This is a genomic window from Pseudomonas sp. GW822-FHT04H02 (assembly GCF_058800645.1).
The window spans coordinates 1,231,500-1,257,633 of the sequence record NZ_JBXAMM010000001.1 but is presented as its reverse complement, the minus strand read 5'-3'; the positions used below and the strand labels follow the sequence as shown (position 1 = coordinate 1,257,633).

Sequence of the window (26,134 nt, the reverse complement as noted above, 5' to 3'; positions counted from 1 at the left end):
TATTGATTGGCCGTCTCGAACAAAGGAGAGAGTCGCCATGTTTCTATCTGCCCTTGAACTGCGAAATATCATTGAAAGCAGCTTTCTGCCCAAACGCTGCCAATGCACCCTAAGCCCCGACCTGTCGATGACCGTGAAGGTCTTCGGCGACCATCAAACCGACCGGGTCGACCTGGTGGTTACCGGCATCGACGCCTCGCAGCTCAACGGCTGTCGGGAAATCAACGAGCTGATTGCCGAATTGCGCTACGACCTGGCGCACAACCCTCGCCAGGTTGCCCCTCTGCGGCGTGCATTCTAGGCGCCTTCGGGAGTAGGGAATTCAACAGGGGGGCCGCCAGGCCGCCGCGAAACCCGGCTTGCCGATCGGCACCGGGCGTGATGAGGGGCCGCAGCGCGGCCCCGTGTGAGCGTGTTGCACAGCCTCAATTATCGGTGGTGCACGCATCCGACATCTTTCTGTAGGTGATTTCCTCGGGCTTGCCCTGGTTGTCGATGAACTTCATGTCGGCGGTGATCACTTTGCACTCCTGGGTCGCAGGTTCGGTCATCGAGATCACTTTGCCCACATGCAGCGGCATTCCATAGTGGTAGGGCACGGCGGTGGTGCTGTCTGCCTGGGCCAGGCCACTGAGGGCACTCAACAGCAGGGCGGTGGCAGTCAAACCGATACGCAGGTTCATGGCAATTCTCCGATGCAGGCTACGTCAGTTCCGCGCCAATCAGGCGTTAGAACTTGCCGCGCAGCGCTTCAGATTGTTCTGAACTAGCGCGGTCAATGACACTTTTAGCCTGACGGATTAATTGCCGATTAAATTGCATAGGGAGCTAATGTTTTTTACAGCTCGCTGTAGGCAATGCGTTGATACCCGGGCAATGCCTGTTGCAGCAGTTGCTCCAGAGACTGCTGCGCCGGCAGGTAATCGTCACCGAAATCACCCTCGGCCAGCTGGGTCGGGTGGGCCACCACTTCAATCACGCCGGGCGGGCGAAAACCTTCCAGCAGGTCCCTGGGCGTGCACACGCTCTGGGCCCCGGCCCCGCACAACCAGCGGATACGCAGGTTGAGCGCGCTCTTGAACAACCGCTTGATTGGCCCGATGTTGCCCCCCACATTGCGCGCCAGGCGCACCGGCACCCCTTGCTGCGCGGCGAAGCGAGCGACGATGGCTGCCACCGGCCACAGGTTGTGCACGTGCTGGTGGGAGTCGATATGGCTGGGCCGCACGCCCTGATCGACACAGCGCTGCCACTGGGCCTGCAACTCCTCTCGCACTGCCTCGGCCGCCGCGGCCGGCAGGCGCAGGGCCGAGCGCCGCAGGTTCAGGTCGAACTGCCCCTGAGGGTCACAGAACAACGGCTGGTGGCGCATCGCCGGGCTCAGTGGCGCGCCGTAGGTGAGGTTGAAATGCAGGCCGATGCGTCCCAGCAAACCGTGCTGCTGGGTCAGTTCACAGGCGTCGTTGAACGCCGGCATGTTGGCCATCAGGGTCGCCGAGCTGATCACCCCTCGCTTGAAGGCGCGCAGGGTCAGCTGGTTGTAGTCCAGGTCGAGACCGAAGTCGTCGGCATTGACGATGACCCGGTGGGCCCGGGCGGCAGTCAGGGGGCGGTTCATGGGCGGGATCCTTGTACGGTGTTGGCCTGGCGCCGTTCGCGCCAGGCCTTGAGGCGCGGCTTGAGCCACTGCCAGATGCGTTCGGCGGTACCGGCCAGCAGCGCTCGCGGGCGCCAGGAATAGAAGCTCCAGCGCTGGTGTTCCACCAGGCCGCTCATGCGTTCATGCAACTGATGGCTGGAGCGGCTGAGGCTGACCCGCGAGGCATCGACCCACTGCCAGCCTTCGTCCAGCCCCCAGCGGATCCACTCATCCAGCAGCAGCCGGCCGCTACCCAGGTTCTTGTATTGCGCCAGGAAGGCGATGTTGTAGTCGTACAGGCGGCCGCGCTCCAGCAGGCCGAGGCGATAGCTGATGCAACGGCCCTGGTGTTCCAGCATCACCACCCGCACACAACCTTCGGCGGCCAGGCCGCGCAGGGCGCTGGCCATCCATTGCCAGCGCAGCTCCCCGGAGAAGATCCCCAGCCCGTCTGCGCCTTTCCAACTGGCCTGTTCCACCTCGCGGAGCATCTCCAGCACCCCGTCCATGCCGCCGGCCTGGGGCGCCATGCGGATCACCCGAGCGTCGATTTCCGCGCAGCGTTTCTTCGCCCGGCGCAGCTCGTAGCGCAAGGTGCCGGTGGCTTCCTCGCGGTCGCTGTCGACAATCAGGTGTTCCGGCGCCCGGCAGCTCAGGGCCTGTTCGCTGTACCAGCTGGCCCGGCGCCAGGGCGCCAGCAGGCCCTCGGCGTCCACCAGTTCATGAAGTTGCAGCAAGTCATGGGGCAGTTGCCGGCGGATCTGCTCCAGCACCTCGGGCATGGCGCCTTGCGCCGGGTCCGCGACCAGCAGCGCCAGGCGGTCGCTCAGCGGATGCCCCAGGTGGCGTACCACCTGCAGGCGCAGGCCGGCCCGGGTTTCGCGGCCCAGGGTCAGCGGCAGGCAGAGCACCAGGCGCTGGCCGTGCCAGCCCAGGAGGATCTGCAAGTGCCGGTGATCCAGGGCCCGTTCCGCCCCCTGCAGCCAGCTCAAGCGATTGAACGGCGTGGCCTGTGGCACTTGCTGGCGCAGTTGCTCATAGGCCGCCACGGGAAAGTCCTGGGTGCAGAGGCTGGCGCACCATTGCCAACGCAGGCTCACGAACGTTCCTTGTCGATAGGGCTGGAACCGCTGGGCTGCTGTGCCAGGCGCCCGCGGCGCAGGTGGTGCAGGCGTGTCTGGTGGTAGGGCCGGCGGCGGTGGAAGTGCAGGCAGCGCAACAGGCAGTAGACATGCAGGGATTCACCCACTTCCTGGAACCCCAGGCGCATGTGCATCTTCAGCGCCGGCTCGTTGCGCACGTTGACCAGGGCCCGGGTGGCCTTGAAGCCGCGCTCGCGGTATTCGTCCCAAAGCAGCTTCTGCGCCAGGATCACCACCCCCGAGCCGCGATATGGCACCGCGCACTCTCCGGCGAACTGATACAGGCAGCCCGGCGGGATGCGCATCCAGCAGCGGTACAACTGGTCGTCGTAGTAATCGCGCTCACTGATCCACACCATCATCATCACGTTGCCGTCTTCATCCAGGTGTGCGCTGCCGCGGCTGCCTTTGTCCAGCAGGCCGCGAATGGCCGGCAGTTGTGCCTTGAAGTACTTGTCGAAGGCCGGCAGCAGCTCGCGGGTGATGGGCACCTGGGGCCAGCGGCCGGGGTTGATGGGGCAGGGCACCGGCAAGGCCAGGGAGCGTTCCAGGGTCAGCAGTTCCCAGTGGTAATAGAAGAAGCGTTCACGCAGCACCCGCAGGCTGCCACGCAGGCCCTTGCGGCGGATTCTGGCCAACAGGCCGGTCAAGCGACTCATAGGGTTTTCCAGGTCAAGGCAAACAGGGTTTCACCGGGCACCTGCAACTGGGCCCGGCCATTGCTGCACTGCACGGCGGCGGAGCGGCTGTGCCCGTCGGCGCCGAGCAGTTCCAGGCTCGGGCCGGCCTGGCAGATCTGCTCGGCGCCGTCCAGGTCGATGGTTTGTGCGCGCGGGGTCTTGGTCACGCCCAGCAGGCTGTGGCGCGGGCCATCGCGCAGTGCCAGGGCATCCACCTCGAAGGCCGGGTTGTCCAGCGCCTGGACCTGCCCCAGCCAGTGCCGCTGGATGAATTGCTGGGCCACGGCCACCGGCTTCAGGCTGAAGCGCTGGGCGTCGTGCTGGGCCAGCATGCCCTTGGGGTACTCGGGCTCATCGGCGGCCTGGAACCAGTTGAGCATGTCCAGCAGGCCGTCCTGGGAGGCATTGGCCACCACCGACATCCACCACAGGGCGGCGTAGTGAGTGTCCTGCTGATAGGGGCTCAGGTCCGGGCCGCTGGAGATATTGGTCTGGCTCAGCAACAGCGCCTTGCGCGGCCGGCCCAGGTCATCCAGGCCCACCAGGTCGGCGGCGGCGCGCACGCTGGCGCGGTAGCGGCGGGTGGCCAGCAGGTCGCGGACCATCCACTCGTGCCAGGCCATGGCGTCGATATCGGCGCCGTGGGCCTCCAGCAACTGGCGCGCCCAGTCGATGCCGCGGCGCTGCCCGGCACCGATGCGAAACGGCCCGTCCAGCAGCCGCGAACTGACCGGCATGGCAATGCGCACACCTGCGGCCCGGGCCTCGGGGTTGGCCTTGACGTGCTCCAGCATGCGCCCGAAGTAGCTGGCGAACACGGCGTAGCTGGGGTAGTTGAGGTTGGGTTCGTCGGCGAACGCCAGGTAGTGCAGGCCCTGGTTGCCCAGGCGCACGCTGTCCGCCAGCCAGGCGTCGAGGCCGGCGAAGCTCTGGCTGTCGGCTGCCAGCACCGCCCGGCGCCCGGTGCCCGCCAGCAGGGTGATGTCGCGGTCGATCTTGAACGTTTCGCGGTACAGCCGGCGAAAGCCCAGCTCGCGCTGGGGTTCCTGCTGGATCACATCGACGAAGCTGTAGAAGTTGGCCGCCCGCGGCCCCAGGGCCCGCAGCAGTTCAAAGGTCGACTGCGGCGGCTGGGCATAGGGCAGGGCGATCCCCAGGTGCGGGCTCGGGCCGCGCATCTGCGGCTTGAGGTTCAGCTCGACCCGGCCCGGTGTCCATTGCAGCGGGTGCAACTGGCGCAGGTCCTGGGCGAACAGGTTGGCGGTGCCGTCGAGCCAGAACGCCACCTTGCCCGAGCCGCCCAGGGACAGGCGCCAGACCTCGTCCTGCTGGGCCACCGGCAGTTGGATCTGGTCGAACTGACCGTACTGCGGGTGCTCCACCAGCTTCAGGCGCAGCAACTGGTGGTCACTCAGGCGCGTGGCCTGGAGCACGCTGACCCCACCGTAATACTTGCCCGCCAGTACCGCCTGCTCTCCGGCGGCCACGCGAAAATACAGCTCCACGCCACTGGGCACGTCGGCGCTGAAATGCACCTTGGCCGGTTCGAACTGGGCCAGGGTGGCGCTGTCGTGGCTGACCTTGAAGTTGCGAAAGCTGTAGCCCGGTACCTGCAGCCGGTAGTCGCCCTGGGCCGCGGGCAGTTGGACTTCCCGCTGGCCGTAGGGTTGGTCGGCGCGAATCTCCAGCTGTTGCAGCAACTGGCCGTCCGGGCGCAGCAGGTACAGCTGCTCCTGGTTGGCGTCGCTCTGCCAGGCCGGGCTCCAGCGCAGGTGCAGGGTGTCGCCGGCCTCGGCTTGCAGGTACAGGCTGCCGTCGCGGATATCGCCCCATTGCAGGGGCGCGGCGTGCAGGGCAGTGGCCGCCGAGATCAGCATCAGGGCGAGCAGGGAACAGGGTTTCATTGAAGCCTTTCCTTAGGGCGCAATAACTGGCGCACGTAGACGATGTCTCCAGGTAACAGGATCAGGGTGCGGTACCAGGCCACACCGCTGAGGTGGCAATACAGGCCGAGCATGGCCAGGCTCACCGCGAGGTAGGCGATGGACGAGGCCAGGCCGGCGCCGACGATGCCCAGCGACGGGATCAGCAGCGCATTGAGCGCCAGGTTCAACAGGGCGCCACCGGCCAGCAGCAGCGACAGCGTGCCGGGGCGCTGCTTGCCCAAGAGGTCCAGGCGCAGGATGCTCGCGTAGCACAGGCCGAACAGCCCGGGCAGCAAGGCCAGCAGGGCACCGTAGGCCGGGGCGTAGTCGGTGCCGAACAGGGTGACAATCAACCACTGGCCGATCAGCGCCATGCACAGGCAGGCGCCGAGCATCACCGTGGCGGTCAGGCGCAGGGCCAGGGCGGTCAGTTGCTCGATGCCCGACCCCTGTTGCAGCAGGCGCTTCATCAGTGGCGTGGTCACCGCCTCGGGAATGATCAGCAGCAGCTCGGCGGCGGCGCTGGCCATGGCGTACCAGCCCAGGGCCGCGGGGTCGAGCAGGGCACCGATGAACAGGTAGTCCGAACGCAGCATCAATTGTTGCGACAGCACCCCGGGGTGGCTCTGGGCGCTGTAGCGCAGCAGCTTGCCCTGTTCCCCGGCCTGCCAGCGCAGGCCCAGGTCGTGGAAGCGTCGCAACCAGCACCAGCCAACCACCACCACCAGCAAGGTGCCCCCCAGCCAGCTGACCAGGGCCGCCGACAGCGGCTGGTCGCGCCAGATCCACCACAGGCCGACGAACAGCAGCAGCGGCACCAGGGATTCCAGCAGGCGCAGGGCATTGAAGGCTTCGACCCGGCCATCGGCGTTGTGCAGGGTCAGCAGGCCGCTCTTGAGCACGGTGATGGGCACCGCCAGCAACAACAGCCAGGCCAGGTCCCCCAGTTGCAGGCTCAGTTCCCACTGGCTGCCCAGGGTGTTCATCAATGCCAGCCCGGCCAGGGTCAGCAGGCTGGCCAGCAGGCAGCCGTAGACCAGCACCTGGGTCAGTAGCAGGCCCATGGGCCGCTGGCGCGCGGCTTCATAGCCGACCGCGGTGTTCAGCCCGCCACTGGTCAGGGCGGCAATCAGGTCCGGCAGGGTGCTGAGCAGGGCGAACAGGCCGCGATCCGCCGGGCCCAGCAAGCGAGCCAGCAGCACGTTGCGCAGCAGCCGCAGGCCGATCATCGCCAGGCGCGTGCCCATGCTCAGGGCCAGGTGCCAGAGGTAGCCGCCGCGCTTCATGCCCGGGCTCCCTGCAGCAGGCGCCAGGCCAGCAAGCCGGGGCGGGCGGCGCTGGCGTGGCTGACGTCGATGCGTGGCAAGGCCAGGAGCGGGTTGCCACTGGCCTCGATCAGCCCGGGGCGGGTGCCCAGGGCGTAGCGATAACCCAGCCCGGCGACGGCGGCGCGCACCTGGGCATTGTGGTCGCCATTGGGGTAGCAATAGACCCCCAGCGGCGCCTGGCAATGGTTCTGCAACGCCTGATGGGAGCGTTGCAGATCCGCTTTCAGCGCGGCCTCGTCAAGGCCGGTGAGAATGGCATGGCTGGCGCCGTGGGGCCCGAAGCGCACCAGCGCCGAACGCTCCAGGCGCTGCACTTGGGCCCAGTCCAGGCTGTGGGGGCCGTGCTCGTTGGGGCAACTGTCGGCCAGGGCCTGGAGGGTGGGCCCGGGCAGGGGCTTCAAGCGTTGCAGGTAGCGCCCCAGGAGCCGGCTGCGGGCGTCGCTGTCACCCGGCTGCAACAGTTCGGCCGCAGGTGCCAGTTGCAGCGCCTGCAACTGTTCCAGCAGCGGCCGGGCCGCGGCGCTTGCGGGCCGCAGCCAGAGCGTTTCGCCGATGGACTCCCACCAGAAGCCCTGGGCGCTGCCGATGAAGTCGGTGGAGAGGAAGATGCTCGCCGGCACCTCGTAGCGCTCCAGCAGCGGGTAGGCCACCTCGGCGTTGTCGCGCCAGCCGTCATCGAAGGTCAGGGCCAGGCGCGGCCGGTCACCGCCGGGGTATTGCAGCAGGTGATTGAGCGGCACACAGTCGAAATGCCGCCGCAGCCAGCGCAGCAGGTGCTCGAACTGGCGCTGGCCGACGCACAGTGGCGCCCGGTGCGGCCGGCGGGCGGCCTGCTCGTCGGCCAGCACCCGGTGCAGCATCAGCACCACCCCGGCTTCGCTGAGGCGGGCGCGGCCAACGCTGTGCAAGTAGGCGTTGCCCAGCAGGCGCTTGAGGTTGAGTTTGAGGTTCATGTCAGCGGTTCTGTTGTGGGTTCCACAGGGCATAGCGCTGCCCGCGGAGAAATTGCCAGAGGCCCATGCTCATGCCGGCCATTGTCACCAGTACGAAACCGGCCAGGCGAAACACCTTGGGCAGGCGCCCGCGGCGGTCCAGCAGGCCCATGATCCCGGCGCCGTAACCCAGCACCTGGGCCAGCAGGGCCAGGCTGTAGAAGGCGCCGGCATTCCACAGCAGCAGGCTGCTGACCAGCAGTGGCAGCAACAGCACCGGGGCCAGGCGGCGGATCAGCTTGTGGCTGATCAGGGCGATGGCGTAGGCGCCGTGGCGCAGTGGGTTCATCAGCTCGCGGCGCTGGGCCAGGCTCTGCAGGCCGCCGACGGTGACCCGCAGGCGCCGCCGGTACTGCTTGCCGGCTTCGTCCACGCCCTGGTCCAGCACCTGGGCCTCCTCGACATAGACGATCCGCTTGCCGGCCACCGGGGCGCAGGTGCTGATGAAGAAGTCATCGTTGACCTCGGCCGGAATCCGCTGGAACAGTTCGCGGCGCAGGGCCAGCAGCGCGCCGTCGGCGGAGACCATGCAGCCGGTGCGGTTTTCCGCCTGGCGCAACCAGGCCTCGTAGTGCCGGTACAGGCTGTCTCCCAGGCTCAGGTTGTGCCCGGGGTCGGGGATGATCATGTGCCCGCCACAGGCCCCCACCTGCGGGTCGGCCAAGGGCGCCAGCAGCTTGCCCAGGGTGTCGTGGGACCACTGGTTATCGGCGTCGGTGAACACCAGGATATCGTTGCGCGCCAGTTCCACCGCGGCGTTCAGTGCCCCGGCCTTGCCCACCCGAGGCAGGTCCAGGACCACGATCCGTGAGTCGCGCACGCCCAGGGCCGTGGCCACGGTGTCGTCGCTGGAACCGTCGCTGGCGAGGATGATCTGCAAGTCGGTGGCCGGGTAGTCCTGCTGCAACAGGGTGCGCAGCTTGTGCTCGATGTGCGGGCCTTCGTTGTGCGCGGCGATGATCACGCTGACCGACAGCGGCGCGCCTTCCTGCACCGGCCGCGGCCTGACGAACAGGCTGAGCAGGGCCAGCAGCAGGGGGTAGCCGACCCAGGCATAGAAAGGCAGTAGCAGGCACAGCCAGAAAAGTATTTTAGCCACGGTCAGGTCTCTCGGCAGAACGGTTGAACAGGGCCTGCACCAGGGCCAGGGCGCCCAGGTGCAGGCGCACCCAGTGCAGCAGCCAGAGTTGCAGGACGAACAGCGGGTCGCGTTGGCGCAGGCCCTGGCGCACGGCCAGGGCCAGGGGCGCCAGCGCCCCCAGCAGCAGGCACAGGCCCGCGGCGCCGGGCAGGCCCGCGAGCAGGCACAGCAACGCCACGAGGCTGAGCAGGGCGCAGGCCAGGCACAACAGGGGAAAGCGCAACAGGCGCAGGCTGAAGCCGCTGCCTTTGAGCAATTGCACGTGGCTGCCCTGGCGCCAGCGTTCCTTGCCGGCCCATTCGGCCCAGCTGGCCTCGTAGCCCCAATGCAGCACCTGGGGCTGGGGCAGGCTCAACTGGCGGGCGCCGGCAGCGTGCAGGCGCAGGCCGAAATCCTTGTCCTCGCCGGTGCGCAACTGCTCGTTGAAGCCGCCGACCCGTTCGAACCAGGCCCGCTGCAGGCACAGGTTGGGGGTGGGCATCCACGGCAGTAGCCGGGGTTGCGGATCGCCGGCCAGGCTGCGGCGCTGCCAGGCCCGGGCGAACCAGGGGGCGCTGGCGGGTGCCGCGCAGTCCAGGGCGAAGACCTCGGCACGCCGCTCGGCCTGGGCCTGCTGCCAGAGCTGCAGCCAATTGCCGGGCACTTCGATGTCGGCGTCGAGGAACGCCAGGCTATCGCCGGTGGCCACCGCCGCACCGCGGTTACGCAGGGCGCCGATGCCGATGCCCGGGCACAGCAGCACCCGCGCGCCCAGCTCCCGGGCCCGTTGCGGCCCCTGATCGGTGGAGCCGTTGTCCACCACTATCAGTTCGCAGTCCAGGGTCGCCGCCCGGGCGGCGCGCAGCACGCTGTCCAGGGTGCGGGTGATGTGACGCGCCTCGTTGTACATGGGCACGATCACGCTGATCCTTTGCATCTTTGCCTCCCTTGGCCAGATTGCGTTGTTGTCGTGGGCGCCGGGTGAGGGCGCGGTGTTGCTGTTCTGTCGGTGCTGCTCCTGGGGGCCAGAAGGCCCTTCGGGCCTTGTCGCAGCCCGGGGCAGTGGCTACACGCGGCGTTGTCAGGCCGGGGCCGGGCGCGGCACGGGAGCGTCTTCGGCCTGCAGGCGCAGGACGCTGGACAGGGCGAGGAAGATCCACAGGTACTTGTGGTTCGGCGCGCTGAGAAACAGCAGGAACACCGCCATGGCCAACAGGCTCAGGCCCAGGTGGGTGGCGATATCGGCCTGTTCGCGCTGGCCCCGGGCAAGAAAGCCCTGGCGCGCCCGTTCGAAGTTGCGCAGGCCCATCAGCATCAGCGCCACGAAGCTCAGGCCGCCGGGAATGCCCAGCTCGCTGAACAGCTCCAGGTAGGTGTTGTGGGCCCGGCGGAACAGGTCCGGCTCGTTCATGTTTTCCGAGAAGCTGCTGGCAAAGCCGGTCTGCGCGTAGTGGATCGGGAAGGTCCCCAGGCCCGAGCCCAGCAGCGGGTTCTGGCGGATCATCTGGCCGCCCACCACGAGGTAGGAGGTGCGCCGGCCCAGGGAGGTGTCCGCCGAGTGCGCGCCGGACTTGAGCATGCTCAGGGACTGGATCCGCGCCACGTACTCCGCCGGCAGCACGGCAATGCCCAGGGGAATGACGATGGCCACGGCGAACATGGCGAAGCCCAGGTGCTTGGGCCGCAGCCCCTTGAGCCGGTCGCGGTAGTGCCAGACGCCGATGGCAATGGTGAACAGCACCACCAGCAGGCCCGAGCGCGAGTCGGTCTTGGTCATCCCGGCCATCAGGGTCAGGCTGATGCCGACCCAGAACAGCCGCACCGGCCAATGGGGCGAACGCAGGGCGAGGAAGATCGCCGGCGGCACCGCCATGGCGATCAGCAGGGCGAAGTAGTTGGCATCCTGCAACAGGCCGATGGCCCGGCCGCCCACCTGGTACTTGGCCGATACCAGGGCGATCACACAGGTGATGGCCACGCTCACCGCCAGCAGGCGGCAGAGCATCAGCAGGTTGACTTCCCGGGCAATCAGCAGGGTGACGAAGAACAGCACCAGGCCCACTGCCAGCTCCCGCAGGCTGTCCAGGGACACCAGCAGGTTCTCGCTGTACAGCATGCTCAGCAGCAGGCACAGCAGGAATGGCCCCAGGGCCCGCCACAGATTGCTGCGCAGGCGGGTGTCGGGGATCTGCCGCAGCAACAGCTTGAATAGCATGATCAGGATCAGCGAGGCGCCCAGCAGCTTGGCCCCGGAGAACGCGCTGTCCTTGAACAGGCCTTCGAAGGGCACCAGGGCGCAGATCCCCAGCAGGCCCCAGCCCGGGCGCCGGTACAGCAGCGCCAGGCCGAACAGCCCGACCACCACCAGCGGCGCAAGAAACGGCCAGGGGCTGGCCAGCAGCAACAGTGCGGCCAGGCCCAGCAGCAAACCCAGGAACGGAGCGGCGATCATACTCGGGAGCTCTCTCTGGCGACGCGGTACAGCTCATCCCAGCGGCGAGCCAGGGTGGGCAAGTGATAGTGCTTGCGCTGGGTGACCTGGGCGGCCTTGGCCAGCTCCCCGGCCAGTATCGGGTCGTCCAGCAACTGGCCGATGCAGCGCCCCAGCCCGGCACTGTCCAGGGGCTTGGCCAGCAGGCCGTTGTGCCGGTGCTGCAGCACATCGGGAATCCCGCCCACGGCAAAGGCCACCACCGGGGTGCCGGCCTGCATGGCTTCGAGCAGGATCATCGGTGTGCCTTCGGTGCGTGAACTCAGTACCAGCACATTCAGGCGCTTGAGCCAGGGCTGCATGTCGTTCTGATAGCCCGGCAGCAGGATGCGCGTGGCCAACCCGGCTTCGTTGATGCGCTCGCGCAGGGCCTGGTTCTGTTCACCATCGCCCAGCAGCACGGCCTTGAGCGCAGGGCGCTGCTGGCACAGGTCGATCAGCGCATCGAGAAACAGGTCCGGGCCTTTTTCCGCGCTCAGGCGCCCGACGAAACCCACCAAGGGTTCCATTTCGTCGCGGCGTACTTCGGGCTCGCGCAGCGGCGGCCCGTCCAGGCTCGCCGGCAGTTCCAGGGCCGGCTCCGGCAGGCCGTTGGGGATCACCCGCAGCTTGCCCTCGGCGACCCCCGCCTCCAGGTGCAGCAGGGCAATGCTCTGGGCCACGCAGGCTACCCGGCGCACCCGGCGGCTGCGGCACAGGCGCAGGCTGAGCCAGGTGTAGAACTTCTGTTTCAGGCTGCGCGGGGTGAAGCCGTGCTGGGTCATGACCAGGGGCAGGCGCAGGCGCCGGGCGCAGACCCAGGCAAACACCTGGGCCTTGAAGTTGTGTGCGTTGAGCAGCCCCGGCTGTTGCCGCAGGTGCGCCAGCAGTTCCTGCAGGCAGTGGCAGTTGTGGCTCGCCACGCCGGCCTCGGCGAAACGCTGCAGCAACGTGTCGGGGGCATTGATGAACACCACCCGATGCTGCCCCGGGGTGCCCAGGCAATGATCCAGCAGCATGCGCTCGGCACCGTAGAAACCGCCGCTGTGGATCAGGTGCACGATAGGCTGCGCGGCCATGCTCAGGTCGCTCACTGTTTGGCCCAATGCCAGGCCCAGCGCCAGGTCCAGCGCGGGTACGGGTTGACCTGGGGCTGCTCGACCGCGTTGAGCACCATCAGCACCGGCAGGCCGAGGTGATCACTGACCTGGGCCGGGTGCTTGAAGCGATGGTCGAAGAACTCGTAGACATAGCCCAGGGCAATGGCCAGCAGCAGGCCGGTGAGCAGGCCCAGGGGAATGATCAGCATCGGCTTGGGGAACGCCGCTTCGCTGGGTTCGTAAGGCTGGCTCAGGACCCGCGCGTTGGACAGCTCGCCACTGATCAGGCGCTCGCCACGGCTCTCTTCGTAGCGCTGGGTGTAGGTGAAGAAGGCTTTGTGCAAGGCATCGATTTCAGTGTCCAGCTGGCGCAGTTTGCTCAGGACCTCTTGCAGGTCGCGCACCCGCGCCTTGTAGTCGTTGATCCGCGCGGTCTTCTGGGCGATCACCGACTGGGTGATCTGCAAGTCGCTGCTGCGCTCGCGCACGCGGTTTTCCACCACCTTGAGGAACTGCGCCCGGGCCCGCACGATCTGCTCGCGCTGCTGCTGCATGGGCACGCTGTCGGCGCGGTAGGTGTCGGCGGTGGTGCCGTACTGGCTCACCAGGTTGGTCAGCTGTTCGCCCAGTTGCTTGATCTCGCGGTCTTCGTAGGCAACGTTGTCCACGGTGTTGGCGAAGGCGAAGGGGAAGGTGTAGTCGGTGAGGCCGGCCTTGCGCGCGGCAGCCAGGTTCTTCTGCAGGTAATCCAGGCGGCGCTGGTTCTCCAGGGCCTGGTCGCGGTAGCCGTTGAGCGATTGCTCTTCGGTGTTGATGGCGTTCAGGCGGAAGGTGATCTCTTCCTTGGGATCGGAGGCGTGGGCCGCTTCCAGCAGGGCCTGGCGCTTGCCTTCCAGGTCATCCAGGCGCGACTGGTACTGGGCCTTCTTCTGTTCGTAGAAGGCTTCGGGCAGTTCGTTGGATTGCAGGTCCTGGCGGTTCTTCAGGTAGTTGGCCAGCAGGCGCTCGACAAAGCGCGTGCCTTCGGCGGCGTTGGGGCTGGCGTAGACGATGGAGATCACGTTGGAGCCGGGCAGGGTGCCGATCTTCAGGTCCTTGACCGCCTGGTCGGTGAAGGCATCCAGGCTGGTATCGCGCACCGGGTCCACGGCCAGGCCGAAGAAACCGCGTACCGGGTTGATCACATGGTTGCGCAGGGGGTCGATCAGGCCATTGCGGATCGGCTTGACGATCAGCCGGGTCAACAGGCCCTCGCTGCCGCCGAACTGGCCCTCGCGGCGCAACTGGTCGATGGTGTCGCGGATCAGCGTGGGTGAACGCAGGATGTTGCTCTCGGTCTCCATGTCCGCCAGCGACGGTGGGATGAACTTGTCGGAGTCCGGGGCGAGCACGGTGTTGGCGTCGGTCTGCGAGAGTTTCTTGGACTGCACGATGACTTCGGCAGTGATCTCGAAGCTCTGCTTGAGCACCAGGGGCAGCAGCAGGGCGATCACCGCGAAACCCAGGAACACCCGTTTGATCAGGCGCCGATTGACAAAGAACACGAGCAGGAACTCGTGCAGGTAGTTTTCGATCTTGGTCATCAAGAGGGAACTCAGTTGTTGTTCGTTTCTTTGTTGTCGACGCGGTAGCCGAAGCTGAACCCGACACCCTGGAACATGATCACGTCCGCCAGCTGCTTGCTCAGGGCGCCGGCCTTGGCCAGGCGGGTCTTGGGCACATAGAGCATGTCGTCGGGCTGCAGGTAGGCGAATTGCAGGGCCTTGCCGTCCAGCGCCGCGTCGGCGTCGTAGACCCGGGCTTCGACCTGGTTGCCCTTGCGCCGCATGATCACCACCGAATCCAGGCGTGCAGTGGGGCCGGCCCCCTTGGCCAGGGTCAGGGCCTCAAGCACCGAGATCGGCCGGCGGATCGGGTAGGCTCCGGGCTGGCCGACTTCGCCCATGACGAACACCTCGTTGGAGGCGGTGGTCTTGAGCAGCACATCGACGCTCACCGAGCCCACCTCCTTGGCATAGCGCTGGTTGACCAGGGTCTGCAGCTCGCTGAGGCTCTTGCCCTGCAACGACAGGCTGCCCAGCAGCGGGAAACTGGCGCGGCCGTCGGAGCCCACGACGATCTCGCGGCTAAGCCCGGTGGCCGGGTTGGTCAGGCTGGTGCGCAGGTTGTCCAGCTGGGCCATGGCGTGGGAGATCGAAAAGTTGATCTGCGGCTTCTTCAGCACCTTGGCGTATTGGGTTTCCAGGACCTGGCGCGCCTGTTCGGCGGAGAGCCCGGCGACCTGGATATTGCCCACGTAGGGCATGTCGATGCTGCCGTCGGGCAGCACCAGTTTGCTGCCGCCCAGTTCCGGAGCGGTGAGGAAGGTCACATCCACCTGGTCGCCAGGCTGCACGAGGTAGCGCTGCTGGCTGGTGGTGCCGATATGGAAGATCACGTCCAGCACGTCCTGGGGCCGCAGCACCTGCTCGATGGGCACCACCTCGGTGAGCTGTGCCTGGTCGGCCGGGGCGCTGAGGATCTGCACCGGCATCTGCTGCGGCTCGCGATTGACGCAGCCGCCCAGGGCCAGCAGCAGTGACAGGCTCAGCAGGGAAAGTCTTGGCTTGTTCATGGTTACACGGTCCTTGTGCCGGTCAGAGACGGTCATAAACCCACTTGGGCATGTAGTACTTGCGGGCGTTGAACACGCTGCCGATCAACTTGGCCTCGGCCTGGATCAGGCGCTGGGCGGCGGCCTGGGCCACTTCCCAGCGGGTTTCCTCGCTGCGCACCACCAGCACCACGCCGTCGACCTGGGTGGCCAGGGTGAGGATGTCGCCGCTGCTGTAGACCGGGTCGCCGTCGATGATCACGAAGCGGTATTCCTCGGCCAGGGCCTGCAGCAGTTCGCGCAGCAGTTCCGGGGTCAGGCGCTCGCTGTACTGCTGGCGGCGGCCCAGGGGCAGGAAGTCGAAATTCACCGCGTCGCTGCTCTCGATGCACGAGGCCAGGGGCGGCGGGGTTTCGGCCAGTGCCAGGTCGAGGAAGCCGGGCCGCTCATCCAGGGCCAGGCGCCGGGTCAGGCTGCTGTCCGAGAGGCTGGTGTCCACCACCAGCACCCGGCCGCGGCTGGTGCGCGCCAGTTCGTTGGCCATGCTCAGGCTGCTGCTGGTGACGCCGCTGTTGCGGTTGGCCGCGGTCAGCAGGATGACCCGCAGTTCCTGGTCGAGTACGGTCACCGCCAGGTTGCTTTCGCTGGGGCTCTGGATCTTCAGACTGGCAAAGGTTGCTGCCGCCATTTCAACTTGCTCCGTGGCCATTGAGGACCTTGAAAGGGGTTTTGATCAGGATCTTCAGGTCGAGCCAGGGGCTCTGCTGGAAGATGTAGGTCATGTCGAGGGTCACGCGGCCGTCGAAATCCACGTCGCTGCGCCCGGATACCTGCCACAGGCCGGTGATCCCCGGGTAGATGCTCAGGCGGCCGAGGTGGTGTTCCTTGTAGGTCTGGGCATGGAACGAGGTGGGGCGCGGGCCGACGATGCGCATCTGGCCGAGCACCACGTTGATCAGGTTGGGCAGCTCGTCGAGGCTGGTACGGCGCAGGAAACCGCCGATTCCAGTGATCCGCGGGTCGCGGTCGATCTTGAAATCCACCGAGTCGGCGCCGTGCTTGTTCAGGTGGCGCACCGAATCCTTCAGGGCCTCGGCGTTGACCACCATGGTGCGGAACTTGTACATGCCGAAGCGCCGGCCGCGAAAACCGGTGCGCAACTGCACGAAGAACACCGGGCCGGGGCTGGTGAGCTTGATCAGCAAGGCCACGACCAGCAGCACCGGCGACAGCAGCACCAGCAGCACCGCGGCCAAAAGCGCCGAGGTCAGGCGCTTGCTGCGCGACAGGGTCCAGGGCCGCCCGCCGTCGCGGCCGGTGATCCAGCCGTGCTGTTGCAGGTCGATGGCGGCCTGGACCTTGCGCCGGAACGGGTCGTTGCGCCGGTCGATGTGCAGCGGGGCGGGCACCTCGGTTGTGGGCGCTGAGAGAGGTCTATCCATATCCACCGGGAATACTTCCATTGCAGGGGTTGGGTAAAAACGTTCGGCTGTCGCGGCTCAGGACGCCGCGCCCGGGTAGTAGCTCAGGTACCACTGGACGAACTCGCGCAGGCCTTCCTCCAGGGGCACCTGGGGGCCGAAACCGGTGAGGTTTTCCAGGGCGCTGACATCCGCGCAGGTGTTGAGCACATCGCCGGGCTGCAGCGGCAGGTATTCCACCTGGGCCTTGTGGCCGAGGAGTTTTTCCAGGGTCGCCACGTAGTCCTTGAGCTCCACCGGGCGCTGGCCGCCGATGTTGAACAGGCGCCAGGGCGCCATGCTGGTGGACGGGTCCGGCTGTTCCCGGTCCCACAGCGGATCGCGCACTGGCGGCTTGCCCAGCAGGCGCACCAGGGATTCGACGATGTCGTCGATGTAGGTGAAGTCGCGCTGGTGCATGCCGTAGTTGAACAGTTTCAGCGGCCGGCCCTGGCTGATGGCGTCGGCGAACAGGATCGGCGACATGTCCGGTCGGCCCCAGGGGCCGTACACCGTGAAGAAGCGCAGGCCGGTGGCGGGCACGCCGAACAGGTGGCTGTAGCTATGGGCCATCAGCTCGTTGGCTTTCTTGCTGGCCGCATACAGCGACAGCGGGTGGTCGACGTTGTCACTGACCTTGTACGGGGTCTGCTGGTTGGCCCCGTACACCGAACTGGACGAGGCGTAGATCAGGTGTTGCACCGGGTAGCGCCGGCACATCTCCAGCAGGTTGAGGAAACCGCTGAGGTTGCTGTCCAGGTAGGCCTTGGGGTTTTCCAGGGAATAGCGCACCCCGGCCTGGGCGGCGAGGTTGATCACCACCTGGGGCCGTACTTCGGCGAACAGCCGTTCCAGGCCCTCGCTGTCGGCCAGGTCCAGGCGCTGCAGGGGAAAGTGCCCTACCTGGCGTTCCACCCAGCGCACCCGGTCGCGCTTGAGCTGGGGGTCGTAGTAGTCGTTGAAATTATCCAGCCCGGTGACCTGGTGCCCATCCTTGAGCAAACGCAGTGCGGTATGGGCGCCGATGAATCCGGCGGCCCCGGTGATCAGGATATTCATGCGCGCAATGCCTCCGGTACACGGTAGGGCAGGCCGATGCTCAGGTAATGCAGGCCGGCATCCGCTGCCTGTTGCGGGTTGTAGAGGTTGCGGCCGTCGACCACCAGGCGATCCCTGAGGGTCTCGCGCAGCAGCGTGAAGTCCACCACGCGAAAGGCCTTCCATTCGGTGCAGATCACCAGCGCGTCGGCGCCTTGCAGGGTGTCGTCACGGGTGGCGCACAGTTGCAGGTCATCGCGGTAGCCGTACAGGCGCCGGCATTCGGTCATGGCTTCCGGGTCGTAGGCCTGGACCTTGGCCCCGACCTCCCACAGTGCCTGCATCAGGTAGCGGCTGGTGGCTTCGCGCATGTCGTCGGTGTTGGGCTTGAAGGCCAGGCCCCAGAGCGCGATGACCTTGCCCTGCAGGTTGTCCCCCAGGTGCGCCTTGAGCTTGCGAAACAGCACATGGCGCTGCTGCTCATTGACGTCGCGCACGGTCTTGAGCATGTGCGGTTCCAGCCCGTGGCTTTCTGCGGTGTGGATCAGCGCCCGCAGGTCCTTGGGGAAGCACGAGCCGCCGAAGCCGGCGCCGGGGTAGATGAAGTGGTAGCCAATGCGCGGGTCGGCACCGATGCCCTTGCGCACGGCATTGATGTCCACCCCCAGGCGTTCCGCCAGGTTGGCCATCTCGTTCATGAAGCTGATGCGGGTGGCGAGCATCGCGTTGGCCGCGTACTTGACCAGCTCGGCGCTGCGGTTGTCCATGAACATCAGGCGGTCATGGTTGTGGTTGAAGGGCGCGTATAGCTCGCTCAACTGCTGGCGGGGCAGGTCGTCGGCGCAACCGACGATGATCCGGTCCGGGCGCATGCAGTCGGCCACGGCCGAGCCTTCCTTGAGGAACTCCGGGTTGGAGACCACGTGCACCCGCAGTTCGGATTTGCCCAGGTCTGCCAGTTGTTCGGCGACGGTCTCGATCACCAGATCGGCGGTGCCCACCGGCACCGTGGATTTGATCACCAGGGTCTTGTCGCTGAACATCAGGCAGGCAATGTTGCGCGCCACCGCCAGGACATGGTCGAGGTCGGCGGAGCCGTCTTCGTTGGAGGGAGTGCCGACCGCGATGAAAATCACCTTGCCGTGGCCCACTGCATCGCTGGCCTGGGTGGTGAAGTGCAATCGGCCGGCCTTTTGATTCTCTTCGATCAGGGTCGCCAGGCCCGGCTCGTGAATCGGCGGAATAGAACGTTGCAGCTGGGCGATCTTGTGGCTGTCGATATCGACACAGACCACGTTATGCCCGACATCGGCCAGGGCAACTGCTTGCACCAGGCCAACATAGCCAGTACCAAAAACGCTGACTTCCAAGGGAACGACCTCGTCCATGATGAGGGTTGGGGTGAGGGTGGTTCTCACCTTCTGAAAAGGCGTATGGCACATTGCCGCTATCACGCTCTTTTTTTGACACTACCATAACGTAGAGACGTTTAATTGACGTTTTTCCGTGTTACATAAATGACAGCTGTGTTTTGTTTATTTTTCGATGAATAAAATAATGTTTAAAAACAATTAGTTAAGCGTCTTCATGATGGTCATCATGGAAAGCGTCAAATAGTTGGTTTTTGTTAATAAATGACTGAAAAAACCGACGAACGGTAGTGCGGTGAGACGAAAAGCTAATGCCTTTTTGACATTACCTGCTACGGCATCCTGGGTTCCGAAGGTGAAGCTGAGCAGTCGGACAGTTTTTTTGACGCTTTTCTGCAGCTTGAAAACTGTTGAAATTGATCGGTTTTTTCAAAGATATGGCTGGCAAGGCGGGACGGGTAGCGCCGGTTATGACCAGGCGGGCGTCAGACTAAAGTCGGGTTGGGAGGGTAGGGGCTATCTGCCATCATTGCCGGTCTTCATTGATTCAATCAATTCAGCTGGCGATCACAGATTCGCTGGATGAATTTCACCTGGGTCTTTTTCTTTACCTCGCGTCACTGATTTGCTGCTGGAGCCTGTTCATGCGTCCCCCTTTCCCCTTACTCAATCCGTGCCCATTGCTGGGCCTCGGCGCTGCCGTGCTGTGCGCGGGTTTTGCCCCTCTGGCCAATGCGGCGGGTTTTTTCGAAGACAGCAGCGCCAAGCTGGAATCGCGCACGATCTACTTCAACCGGGACTTTCGCGACGGCCACACCAGCACCGACCAGGGCGCATCCAAGCGTGAAGAATCGGCCCAGGGCTTTATTCTCAACCTGCAATCGGGCTACACCGAGGGCACCGTGGGTTTCGGCCTGGACGCCCTGGGCATGCTGGGGATCAAGCTCGACTCCAGCCCCGACCGCAGCAACAGCGGCCTGCTGCCCTCCAGCGGTCACGACCCGCGGGGCTCGGCGGACCAGTACGCCAAGCTGGGGTTGACCGCCAAGGTCCGGGTCTCGCAGACGGTATTCAAGTACGGCGCCCAGTTGCCGGACCTGCCACTGCTCAAGTACAACGACGGGCGCCTGCTGCCCACCATGTTCAACGGCGCGGTGCTGACTTCCCGGGAGGTCAAGGACCTGACCCTGACCGCGGCCCGCTTGAACCGCTACACCGCGCGGGACTCCAGCGATGCCCAGGATATCCGCGTGCACTGCAAGAACAAGCGCTACGCCTGCAACACCACGGCGGATCACTTCGACACCTATGGGGTGGACTACAAGTTCAACGATCGCCTGACCGGCCAGTACCACTACGCCGAGCTGGAAGACATCTACCGTCAGCATTTTGTCGGCCTGCTGGCCAACCAGCCCTTGGGGCCCGGCGTGCTCAAAGGCGACCTGCGCCTGCTCAAGAGTGCCGACACCGGCGCCGAGCGCGCCGGCGGCATCGACAACCGCGCCCTGAGCACCATGCTCGGCTACAGCGTGGCCGGGCACGTGTTCAGTGCCGGCTGGCAGCGCATGTACGGCGACAACTCCATGCCTTACCTGGATGGCAGCAACCCGTACCTGGTGAACTATGTGCAGGTCAACGACTTCGCTGCGATCCAGGAGCGTTCCTGGCAACTGCGCTATGACTATGACTTCAAGGCCATTGGCCTCAACGGCTTGAGCTTCCTGACCCGCTACGTCAGCGGCGACCACATCAAGGTCCCGGGCAGCCTGCGCGAAGGCCGCGAATGGGAGCGCGACAGCGAGCTCAAGTACGTGGTGCAGAGCGGCACCTTCAAGGACGTGAGCCTGCGCCTGCGCAACGCCACCTACCGCAGCAACTACCAGAAGATCGCCCGCGACATGGACGAAACCCGCCTGATCGTCAGCTACAACTTCTCGCTGCTCTGACCGACGACTCTGGTAGAAGCTGGCTGGCCAGCGAAGGCGGTCGCCGCAATTGCGCAAGGCTTGCGGGCCTCTTCGCCGGCAAGCCGGCGGCTACGGGAGTTGATGCCGGTACGGCAGGTCCGGGCCGGTGCGGGTGCAGGTCTGGGCCGCGGCGTTGACGGCGAAACGCAGCAGGGCGTCGGTCTGTTCGCGATCGAGCTGTTCAAGGCCCTGGGGGGAATCCAGGCCCTGTTCGGTCAGCCAGGTGATCAGCGCGGCCTGGAAGGTATCTCCGGCGCCCACGGTGTCGGCAACCTCCACCCGGGGCGCGTCCACCGACCAGCTGCCATGCCCACGGCTGAACACCGTCGCGCCCTGGCTGCCACGGGTCAGGAACACCAGCCGGGCATTGCCTTGCAGCCAACCCCGGATCAGCATTTCGGGCGCCTGCCCGGGGTAGAGCTGGGCCAGGTCTTCGTCGCTGACCTTGATCAGGTCGGCATGGCCGGCCAGTTCGGCGATGCGCTGGCGCCACAGCTGGATATCCGGCTGCGGGTTGAGCCGTACGTTGGGGTCCAGGCTGATCAGCCGCTGCCCCCGCTCACGGCGCACCAGGGCCAGCAAGGTATCGGCAATCGGCTGCACCACCAGGGCAAACGAGCCGATATGCAGCCCGCGCACCTGTGCGTCGAGCTGCGGCAGGTGCTCTTCTTGCAACTGGCGATCGGCACAGCCCTCGCCGCGAAAGCTGTAGTGGGGCGAGCCATCGGCGCCCACGGCCACCATGGCCAGGGTGGTGGGGGCGTCGAATTCCCGCAGGTAGCGGGTATCCACGCCTTCGTTTTCCAGCACCCGCCGCAGGCGCTGGCCCAGGTAGTCCCGGGACAGCCCGGCCAGCAGGGCGACATCGACGCCCAGGCGGCGCAGGCCCACTGCCACGTTGAACGGCGAGCCCCCGGCGATCGCCTGGAACGCCACTTTACTGGCCGGGGCCCCGGCCTCATCCGCGCTGAAAAAGTCGAACAGCGCTTCGCCACACACCAGATACATAGTCATTCGCTCTTCAAAGGCTTGCCAGTTGCTGTCGATAGCGCTGGTACACCGGTTCGTAGGCCGCCACGTGTTCGGCCCGGGGCTGGGTTTCGCTGCCCGGGTCGAGGCGCACGCAGCGCTCGCAGAGTTGTTGCAGGTCCAGGTCCGGATCATCCAGCCGGCCATGGCACCAGGCTGCCTGGATCGCCGCGCCCAATGCGGCGGCTTCGGCCTCGCGGGGGCAGATCACCGGGGCATGCATGATATCGGCGACCATCTGCCGCCACAGCAGACTTTTCGCACCGCCGCCGATCAGCCGGATGCTCTGGCTGTGCAGGCCCGCTGCGCGCAACAGGTCGAGGCCGTAGCGCAAACCGAAGGTGGTGCCTTCCACCACCGCGCGGCACAGGTTGGCCGGGGTCAGGTTGTCCAGGGTCATGCCGTGCAGGCTGCCCTGGGCCTGGGGCAGGGCGGGCACTCGCTCGCCGTTGAAGAACGGCAGCAGGCACAGCCCCTCGGCCCCGATGGGGGCCTGCTCCAGGCGCTGGTTGAAAGCGGCAAGGTCCAGGCCCAGCAGTTCGCGCACCAGGGTGGTGGCGTTGGTCAGGTTCATGGTGCAGATCAGCGGCAGCCAGCCACCGCTGGACGAACAGAAGGTCGCCACCGAAGGCTCGGGGCTGATCAGCGGGCGCTCGGCGTAGGCATACACGGTGCCGGAGGAGCCCAGGCTCATGGTGATGATTCCGGGCTGGATATTGCCGGTGCCGATGGCCCCCAGCATGTTGTCGCCACCGCCGCTGGCCACCCAGGCATCCGCGCTGATCCCCAGTTGCCGGGCGACCGGCGCAAGGATCCGGCCCACAGGCTGGTGCGCTTCGAGCAACGGCGGCAAGGCCCGCTCCAGGCGCCCGCTGGGGTCGATATGGGCCAGCAGGGCGCGGTCCCAGTCGCGCCTGCGCACATCGAAATAGCCGCTGCCCGAGGCATCGCCGTACTCGCTGCAGCAGCGCCCGGTCAGCCAGAAATTGAGGTAGTCGTGGGGCAGCAGGATATGCGCAATGCGCTGGAACAGTTCCGGGTGCTGCTCCCGGGTCCAGAGTAGTTTTGACACCGTGTAGCCCGGGGCAATGGCCAGCCCCAGGCGTTCCAGTGAGCCCTGGGTGCCCCCCAGCCAGTCCAGCAGGCGCTGGTTTTCGGCGCTGCTTTGGGTATCGCACCACAGCTTGGCTGGGCGCAGCACCTGGCCCTGGTCATCCAGCAGCACCAGACCGTGCTGCTGGCCGCAAACCCCGACACCGAGCACCTGCCGGCCATCCACCCCGGCCGCCTGCAAGGCCTGCCGGGTGGCGCTGGTGCAGGCTTGCAGCCACTGCGCGGGATCCTGTTCGCGGCAGCCATTGGCGCCGCTGATCAGGCTGTGGGGCGCAGCGCCCCGGCCCAGGACGGTGCCGCTCCGGCTGTCGAGGATCAGCGCCTTGGTGCCCTGGGTGCCGCAGTCGAGGCCGAGAAAAAGCGCGGGTTGAGTCATCGTCGCTCCTGGTGTGGGTGATTATTGTCGAGCTGTAGCCGCTGCCGAGCCTGAGGCGAGGCTGCGCGAAGGCCCGCAGGTCCTTGCCTGGCGATCTGCAGCCGAACCTGCAGCGTCCTTGTAATCGCCGCATCTTCTTCGACGCAGTACCGCCCAGGCCGTTCGCAGCCTGCGGCAGCGGCTACACGGGCCTGGCCAACAATCGCTCCAGCGTCTTGCTCACGCCATGTTCGCGCAAGCTGTTGAAGCAGCGCTCGAAAGCATCGACAAACGCGCTGGAATGGGGAATCGCCGAGCCGAAGATTTCTTCCACCGCCAGCAAACGCTGGGTCAGCAAGGTATCGTCGGCCACCAGGGCCTGGCAGAACTCGGCCCGCGGATCGGGAACCCGGTAGCTCAGGCCATTCTCGTCCACGCCCTTGAGGTACAGGGCCCAGGCCGCCACCACCAGGGCCGCACGCTCAGTATCACGGCCATCGGCGATCAGCCGGTTGATGGTAGGTACGGTGAACTTGGGAAACTTCGACGAACCGTCGCTGCACACCCGCTCCAGTTGATCGGCGATCGCCTGGTTGGAGAAGCGCTGGACCAGGGTGTCCTTGTAGGCCGCCAGGTCGATGCCCGGTACCGGCGCCAGTTGCGGGGTTACGTCCAGGTCCATGTAGGCGCGCATGTAGGCGACGAACAGCGGGTCGTTCATGGTTTCGTGGACGAAGCGGTAGCCCTTGAGAAAGCCCAGGTAGGTCAGGGCCAGGTGGCTGCCGTTGAGCAGCTTGATCTTCATCTCTTCATAGGGCGTGACGTCGTCGGTGAACTGCACGCCGACCTGTTCCCAGGCCGGCCGGCCATTGCAGAACTTGTCTTCCAGGACCCACTGCACAAAGGGCTCGCAGACGACCGGCCAGGCATCGTCGATGCCGTGCTCATCGTGCAGTTGCAGGCGGTGGGCGGTGCTGGTCATGGGAGTGATGCGGTCGACCATGGCGTTGGGAAAGCTCACGTGGCGCTCGATCCAGTCATGCAGGTCGGCGTCGCGGCGGGCGGCGAAGGCCAGCAGCGCCTTGCGGGTCACCGCGCCGTTGTGGGGCAGGTTGTCACAGGACATCAGGGTAAAGGCCGGGATCCCCGCGGCCCGGCGCAGGGCCAGGGCCGCGCAGAGAAAGCCGAATACCGTGCGCGGCTGTTGCGGATGGGCCAGGTCGTGCTGGATCTGCGGCAGGTGCAGCATGAACTCGCCCGTGCTGTCGTCGATGCAGTAGCCGCCCTCGGTGATGGTCAGGGAGACGATGCGGATCTCCGGGCTGGCCAGCTTGTCGATCAGCGCCTGGGCGTCGTCCTCGGCCAGCAGCATCTGGCTGATGGCGCCGATCACCCGCACCTCGTGGTCGTCGCCATCGCCCAGCTCGTACAGGGTGTAGAGGTAGTCCTGGCCGGCCAGATCGTCCCGCGCGCGGCGGTCTTCGGAGCGCAGGCCGACCCCGCAGATGCTCCAGTCCAGGCCCTGGCCCAGGTTCATCAGGGCATCGGTGTAATAGGCCTGGTGGGCCCGGTGAAAGCCGCCGACGCCAATGTGCGCGATGCCCTGGCGGGTGGCGGTGACGGTGTAGGCGGGTACCCGCACCTGGGGCGGCAGTTGGCTGAGGTTCAAGCGTTTGAGTTTCATGCAGGGCTCTCTGGGATCAGGCGGCGGCGCGCAGGGGGCGGGACACGGCGACCCCCAGGGCATCGAATAGATGGCAGTGCTGGGGGGCCAGGTGCAGGTGCAGCTGTTCGCCGTAGCGGCTCGCCAGGTCACCGCGGATACGCAGGGTCAGGGCTTCACCGCAACTGCTGCGGACATGGCAGAAGGTGTCGCTGCCCAGGCGCTCGGCCACGTCGCTGGTGACTGCCAGGCTGCCCGGGCCGGGCTCGCCCAGCTCCAGATGCTCGGGGCGGATGCCCAGGGTCACCTCGCTGCCCGGGCTCAGTTGCGCACCGCTCTGCTCCAGGCGCAGGCGTGCCCCGGCATCCAGCTGGACCTCGCAGCCCTGACCGTCGACGTGGCTGATACGGCCCTTGAGAAAGCCCATCTTCGGCGTGCCGAGAAAGCCTGCGACAAACAGGTTGGCCGGGCGATGGTAGAGCTCCAGGGGCGAGCCCACCTGTTCCACCCGGCCACCATTGAGCACCACCACCTTGTCTGCCAGGGTCATGGCTTCCACCTGGTCGTGGGTCACGTAGATCATGGTGGCCTGCAGTTCCTTGTGCAGGCGCGCCAGTTCCAGGCGCATCTGTACCCGCAGGGCGGCATCGAGGTTGGACAGCGGCTCGTCGAACAGGAAGATCTTCGGGTTGCGCACAATGGCCCGGCCAATGGCCACGCGCTGGCGCTGGCCGCCGGACAGTTGCTTGGGCTTGCGTTCGAGCATCGGCCCCAGTTCCAGGATGCGCGCCGCTTCGTCGACCTTTTGCTGCACCAGGGCCTTATCGACCCCCGCCAGGTCCAGGGCGAAGGACATGTTCTTGCGCACGCTCATGTGCGGGTACAGGGCGTAGGTCTGGAACACCATGGCCAGGTCGCGCTTGGCCGGGCTGACTTCGGTGATGTCGCGACCGTCCAGCTCGATGCTGCCGCCGCTGACTTCCTCCAGCCCGGCGATCAGCCGCAGCAGGGTGGACTTGCCGCAGCCCGAGGGGCCGACGAAGACCACGAACTCCTTGTCGTTCACCTCAAGGTCGATGCCCTTGATGATGTCGAAGCCTTCGAAGCCTTTTTGCAGGTTGTTGATTTTCAGGTGAGCCATGGGATGTCT

At 66.1% G+C, this 26,134-nt stretch carries 23 protein-coding genes; 2 read left to right on the top strand and 21 right to left on the bottom strand.

Features of this window, described 5'->3' with window-relative positions:
• Positions 1-37: 37 nt before the first annotated feature.
• Complete coding sequence (locus AC1RMG_RS05690; protein WP_011061382.1) at positions 38-301, top strand: DUF1652 domain-containing protein; 264 nt, start codon at positions 38-40, stop codon at positions 299-301.
• Between the two features lie 124 nt (positions 302-425).
• Here AC1RMG_RS05690 and AC1RMG_RS05685 read toward each other — a convergent pair whose 3' ends face one another.
• The 17 genes from AC1RMG_RS05685 to AC1RMG_RS05605 all read right to left on the bottom strand — a co-directional run bounded on the left by AC1RMG_RS05685 (position 426) and on the right by AC1RMG_RS05605 (position 18,857).
• Positions 426-683, bottom strand: a complete 258-nt coding sequence (locus AC1RMG_RS05685; RefSeq protein ID WP_011061381.1) for a DUF2790 domain-containing protein — start codon at positions 681-683, stop codon at positions 426-428.
• A gap of 155 nt (positions 684-838) precedes the next feature.
• Positions 839-1,618 (bottom strand): carbohydrate deacetylase, encoded by a 780-nt coding sequence (locus AC1RMG_RS05680; RefSeq protein ID WP_493168646.1) that lies wholly within the window; start codon positions 1,616-1,618, stop codon positions 839-841.
• Entirely contained in the window at positions 1,615-2,739 is a 1,125-nt protein-coding gene (locus AC1RMG_RS05675; protein WP_493168644.1) for a GNAT family N-acetyltransferase, read from the bottom strand. The genes AC1RMG_RS05680 and AC1RMG_RS05675 overlap by 4 nt, the downstream gene beginning before the upstream one ends.
• Positions 2,736-3,440 (bottom strand): GNAT family N-acetyltransferase, encoded by a 705-nt coding sequence (locus tag AC1RMG_RS05670; RefSeq protein ID WP_011061378.1) that lies wholly within the window; start codon positions 3,438-3,440, stop codon positions 2,736-2,738. The genes AC1RMG_RS05675 and AC1RMG_RS05670 overlap by 4 nt, the downstream gene beginning before the upstream one ends.
• Entirely contained in the window at positions 3,437-5,365 is a 1,929-nt protein-coding gene (locus AC1RMG_RS05665) for a hypothetical protein (RefSeq protein WP_493168642.1), read from the bottom strand. The genes AC1RMG_RS05670 and AC1RMG_RS05665 overlap by 4 nt, the downstream gene beginning before the upstream one ends.
• Entirely contained in the window at positions 5,362-6,672 is a 1,311-nt protein-coding gene (locus AC1RMG_RS05660) for a lipopolysaccharide biosynthesis protein (RefSeq protein WP_053151725.1), read from the bottom strand. Before AC1RMG_RS05660 ends, AC1RMG_RS05665 begins: the two co-directional genes overlap by 4 nt.
• A complete protein-coding gene (locus AC1RMG_RS05655; protein ID WP_373940210.1) occupies positions 6,669-7,667 on the bottom strand; it encodes a polysaccharide deacetylase family protein in 999 nt (332 codons plus the stop codon). The genes AC1RMG_RS05660 and AC1RMG_RS05655 overlap by 4 nt, the downstream gene beginning before the upstream one ends.
• Before the next feature lies 1 nt (position 7,668).
• Positions 7,669-8,805, bottom strand: coding sequence for a glycosyltransferase (locus tag AC1RMG_RS05650; RefSeq protein WP_125063363.1), 1,137 nt, complete (start codon positions 8,803-8,805; stop codon positions 7,669-7,671).
• Positions 8,798-9,763, bottom strand: coding sequence for a glycosyltransferase family 2 protein (locus AC1RMG_RS05645; RefSeq protein ID WP_123430743.1), 966 nt, complete (start codon positions 9,761-9,763; stop codon positions 8,798-8,800). The genes AC1RMG_RS05650 and AC1RMG_RS05645 overlap by 8 nt, the downstream gene beginning before the upstream one ends.
• 144 nt (positions 9,764-9,907) lie before the next feature.
• The gene (locus AC1RMG_RS05640; RefSeq protein WP_015635672.1) at positions 9,908-11,278 is read right to left on the bottom strand and encodes an O-antigen ligase family protein; all 1,371 of its coding nucleotides are present in this window, start codon (positions 11,276-11,278) and stop codon (positions 9,908-9,910) included.
• Positions 11,275-12,375 carry a glycosyltransferase family 4 protein gene (locus tag AC1RMG_RS05635; protein WP_493168638.1) on the bottom strand — a complete coding sequence of 367 codons (1,101 nt, stop codon included), beginning with the start codon at positions 12,373-12,375 and terminating at the stop codon, positions 11,275-11,277. Before AC1RMG_RS05635 ends, AC1RMG_RS05640 begins: the two co-directional genes overlap by 4 nt.
• Before the next feature lie 11 nt (positions 12,376-12,386).
• Positions 12,387-13,979: a GumC family protein gene (locus tag AC1RMG_RS05630; RefSeq protein ID WP_041118261.1), complete on the bottom strand. Its 1,593-nt coding sequence runs from the start codon at positions 13,977-13,979 to the stop codon at positions 12,387-12,389.
• Positions 13,980-13,990: 11 nt separating this feature from the next.
• Positions 13,991-15,010, bottom strand: coding sequence for a polysaccharide biosynthesis/export family protein (locus tag AC1RMG_RS05625; RefSeq protein ID WP_011061369.1), 1,020 nt, complete (start codon positions 15,008-15,010; stop codon positions 13,991-13,993).
• A gap of 22 nt (positions 15,011-15,032) precedes the next feature.
• Positions 15,033-15,677, bottom strand: coding sequence for a CpsD/CapB family tyrosine-protein kinase (locus AC1RMG_RS05620; protein ID WP_011061368.1), 645 nt, complete (start codon positions 15,675-15,677; stop codon positions 15,033-15,035).
• A gap of 1 nt (position 15,678) precedes the next feature.
• A complete protein-coding gene (locus AC1RMG_RS05615) occupies positions 15,679-16,431 on the bottom strand; it encodes a sugar transferase (protein ID WP_077934151.1) in 753 nt (250 codons plus the stop codon).
• Between the two features lie 57 nt (positions 16,432-16,488).
• On the bottom strand, positions 16,489-17,508 hold the full coding sequence (locus AC1RMG_RS05610) for an NAD-dependent epimerase (RefSeq protein ID WP_011061366.1): 1,020 nt from the start codon (positions 17,506-17,508) through the stop codon (positions 16,489-16,491).
• Complete coding sequence (locus tag AC1RMG_RS05605) at positions 17,505-18,857, bottom strand: UDP-glucose dehydrogenase family protein (RefSeq protein WP_026020068.1); 1,353 nt, start codon at positions 18,855-18,857, stop codon at positions 17,505-17,507. Before AC1RMG_RS05605 ends, AC1RMG_RS05610 begins: the two co-directional genes overlap by 4 nt.
• A gap of 644 nt (positions 18,858-19,501) precedes the next feature.
• On the opposite strand from AC1RMG_RS05605, the gene AC1RMG_RS05600 reads away from it, so the two are divergent.
• Positions 19,502-20,803, top strand: coding sequence for an OprD family porin (locus tag AC1RMG_RS05600; RefSeq protein WP_053158615.1), 1,302 nt, complete (start codon positions 19,502-19,504; stop codon positions 20,801-20,803).
• A 90-nt stretch (positions 20,804-20,893) separates the two neighbouring features.
• Here AC1RMG_RS05600 and AC1RMG_RS05595 read toward each other — a convergent pair whose 3' ends face one another.
• The 4 genes from AC1RMG_RS05595 to AC1RMG_RS05580 form a co-directional block, all read right to left on the bottom strand.
• Positions 20,894-21,832 carry a carbohydrate kinase family protein gene (locus tag AC1RMG_RS05595; protein WP_041752264.1) on the bottom strand — a complete coding sequence of 313 codons (939 nt, stop codon included), beginning with the start codon at positions 21,830-21,832 and terminating at the stop codon, positions 20,894-20,896.
• Positions 21,833-21,845: 13 nt separating this feature from the next.
• Positions 21,846-23,342, bottom strand: coding sequence for a xylulokinase (gene xylB, locus AC1RMG_RS05590; RefSeq protein WP_015635664.1), 1,497 nt, complete (start codon positions 23,340-23,342; stop codon positions 21,846-21,848).
• A gap of 181 nt (positions 23,343-23,523) precedes the next feature.
• The gene (locus tag AC1RMG_RS05585; protein WP_019093973.1) at positions 23,524-25,005 is read right to left on the bottom strand and encodes a mannitol dehydrogenase family protein; all 1,482 of its coding nucleotides are present in this window, start codon (positions 25,003-25,005) and stop codon (positions 23,524-23,526) included.
• Positions 25,006-25,021: 16 nt separating this feature from the next.
• Entirely contained in the window at positions 25,022-26,125 is a 1,104-nt protein-coding gene (locus AC1RMG_RS05580) for an ABC transporter ATP-binding protein (RefSeq protein WP_493168634.1), read from the bottom strand.
• Positions 26,126-26,134: the final 9 nt, after the last annotated feature.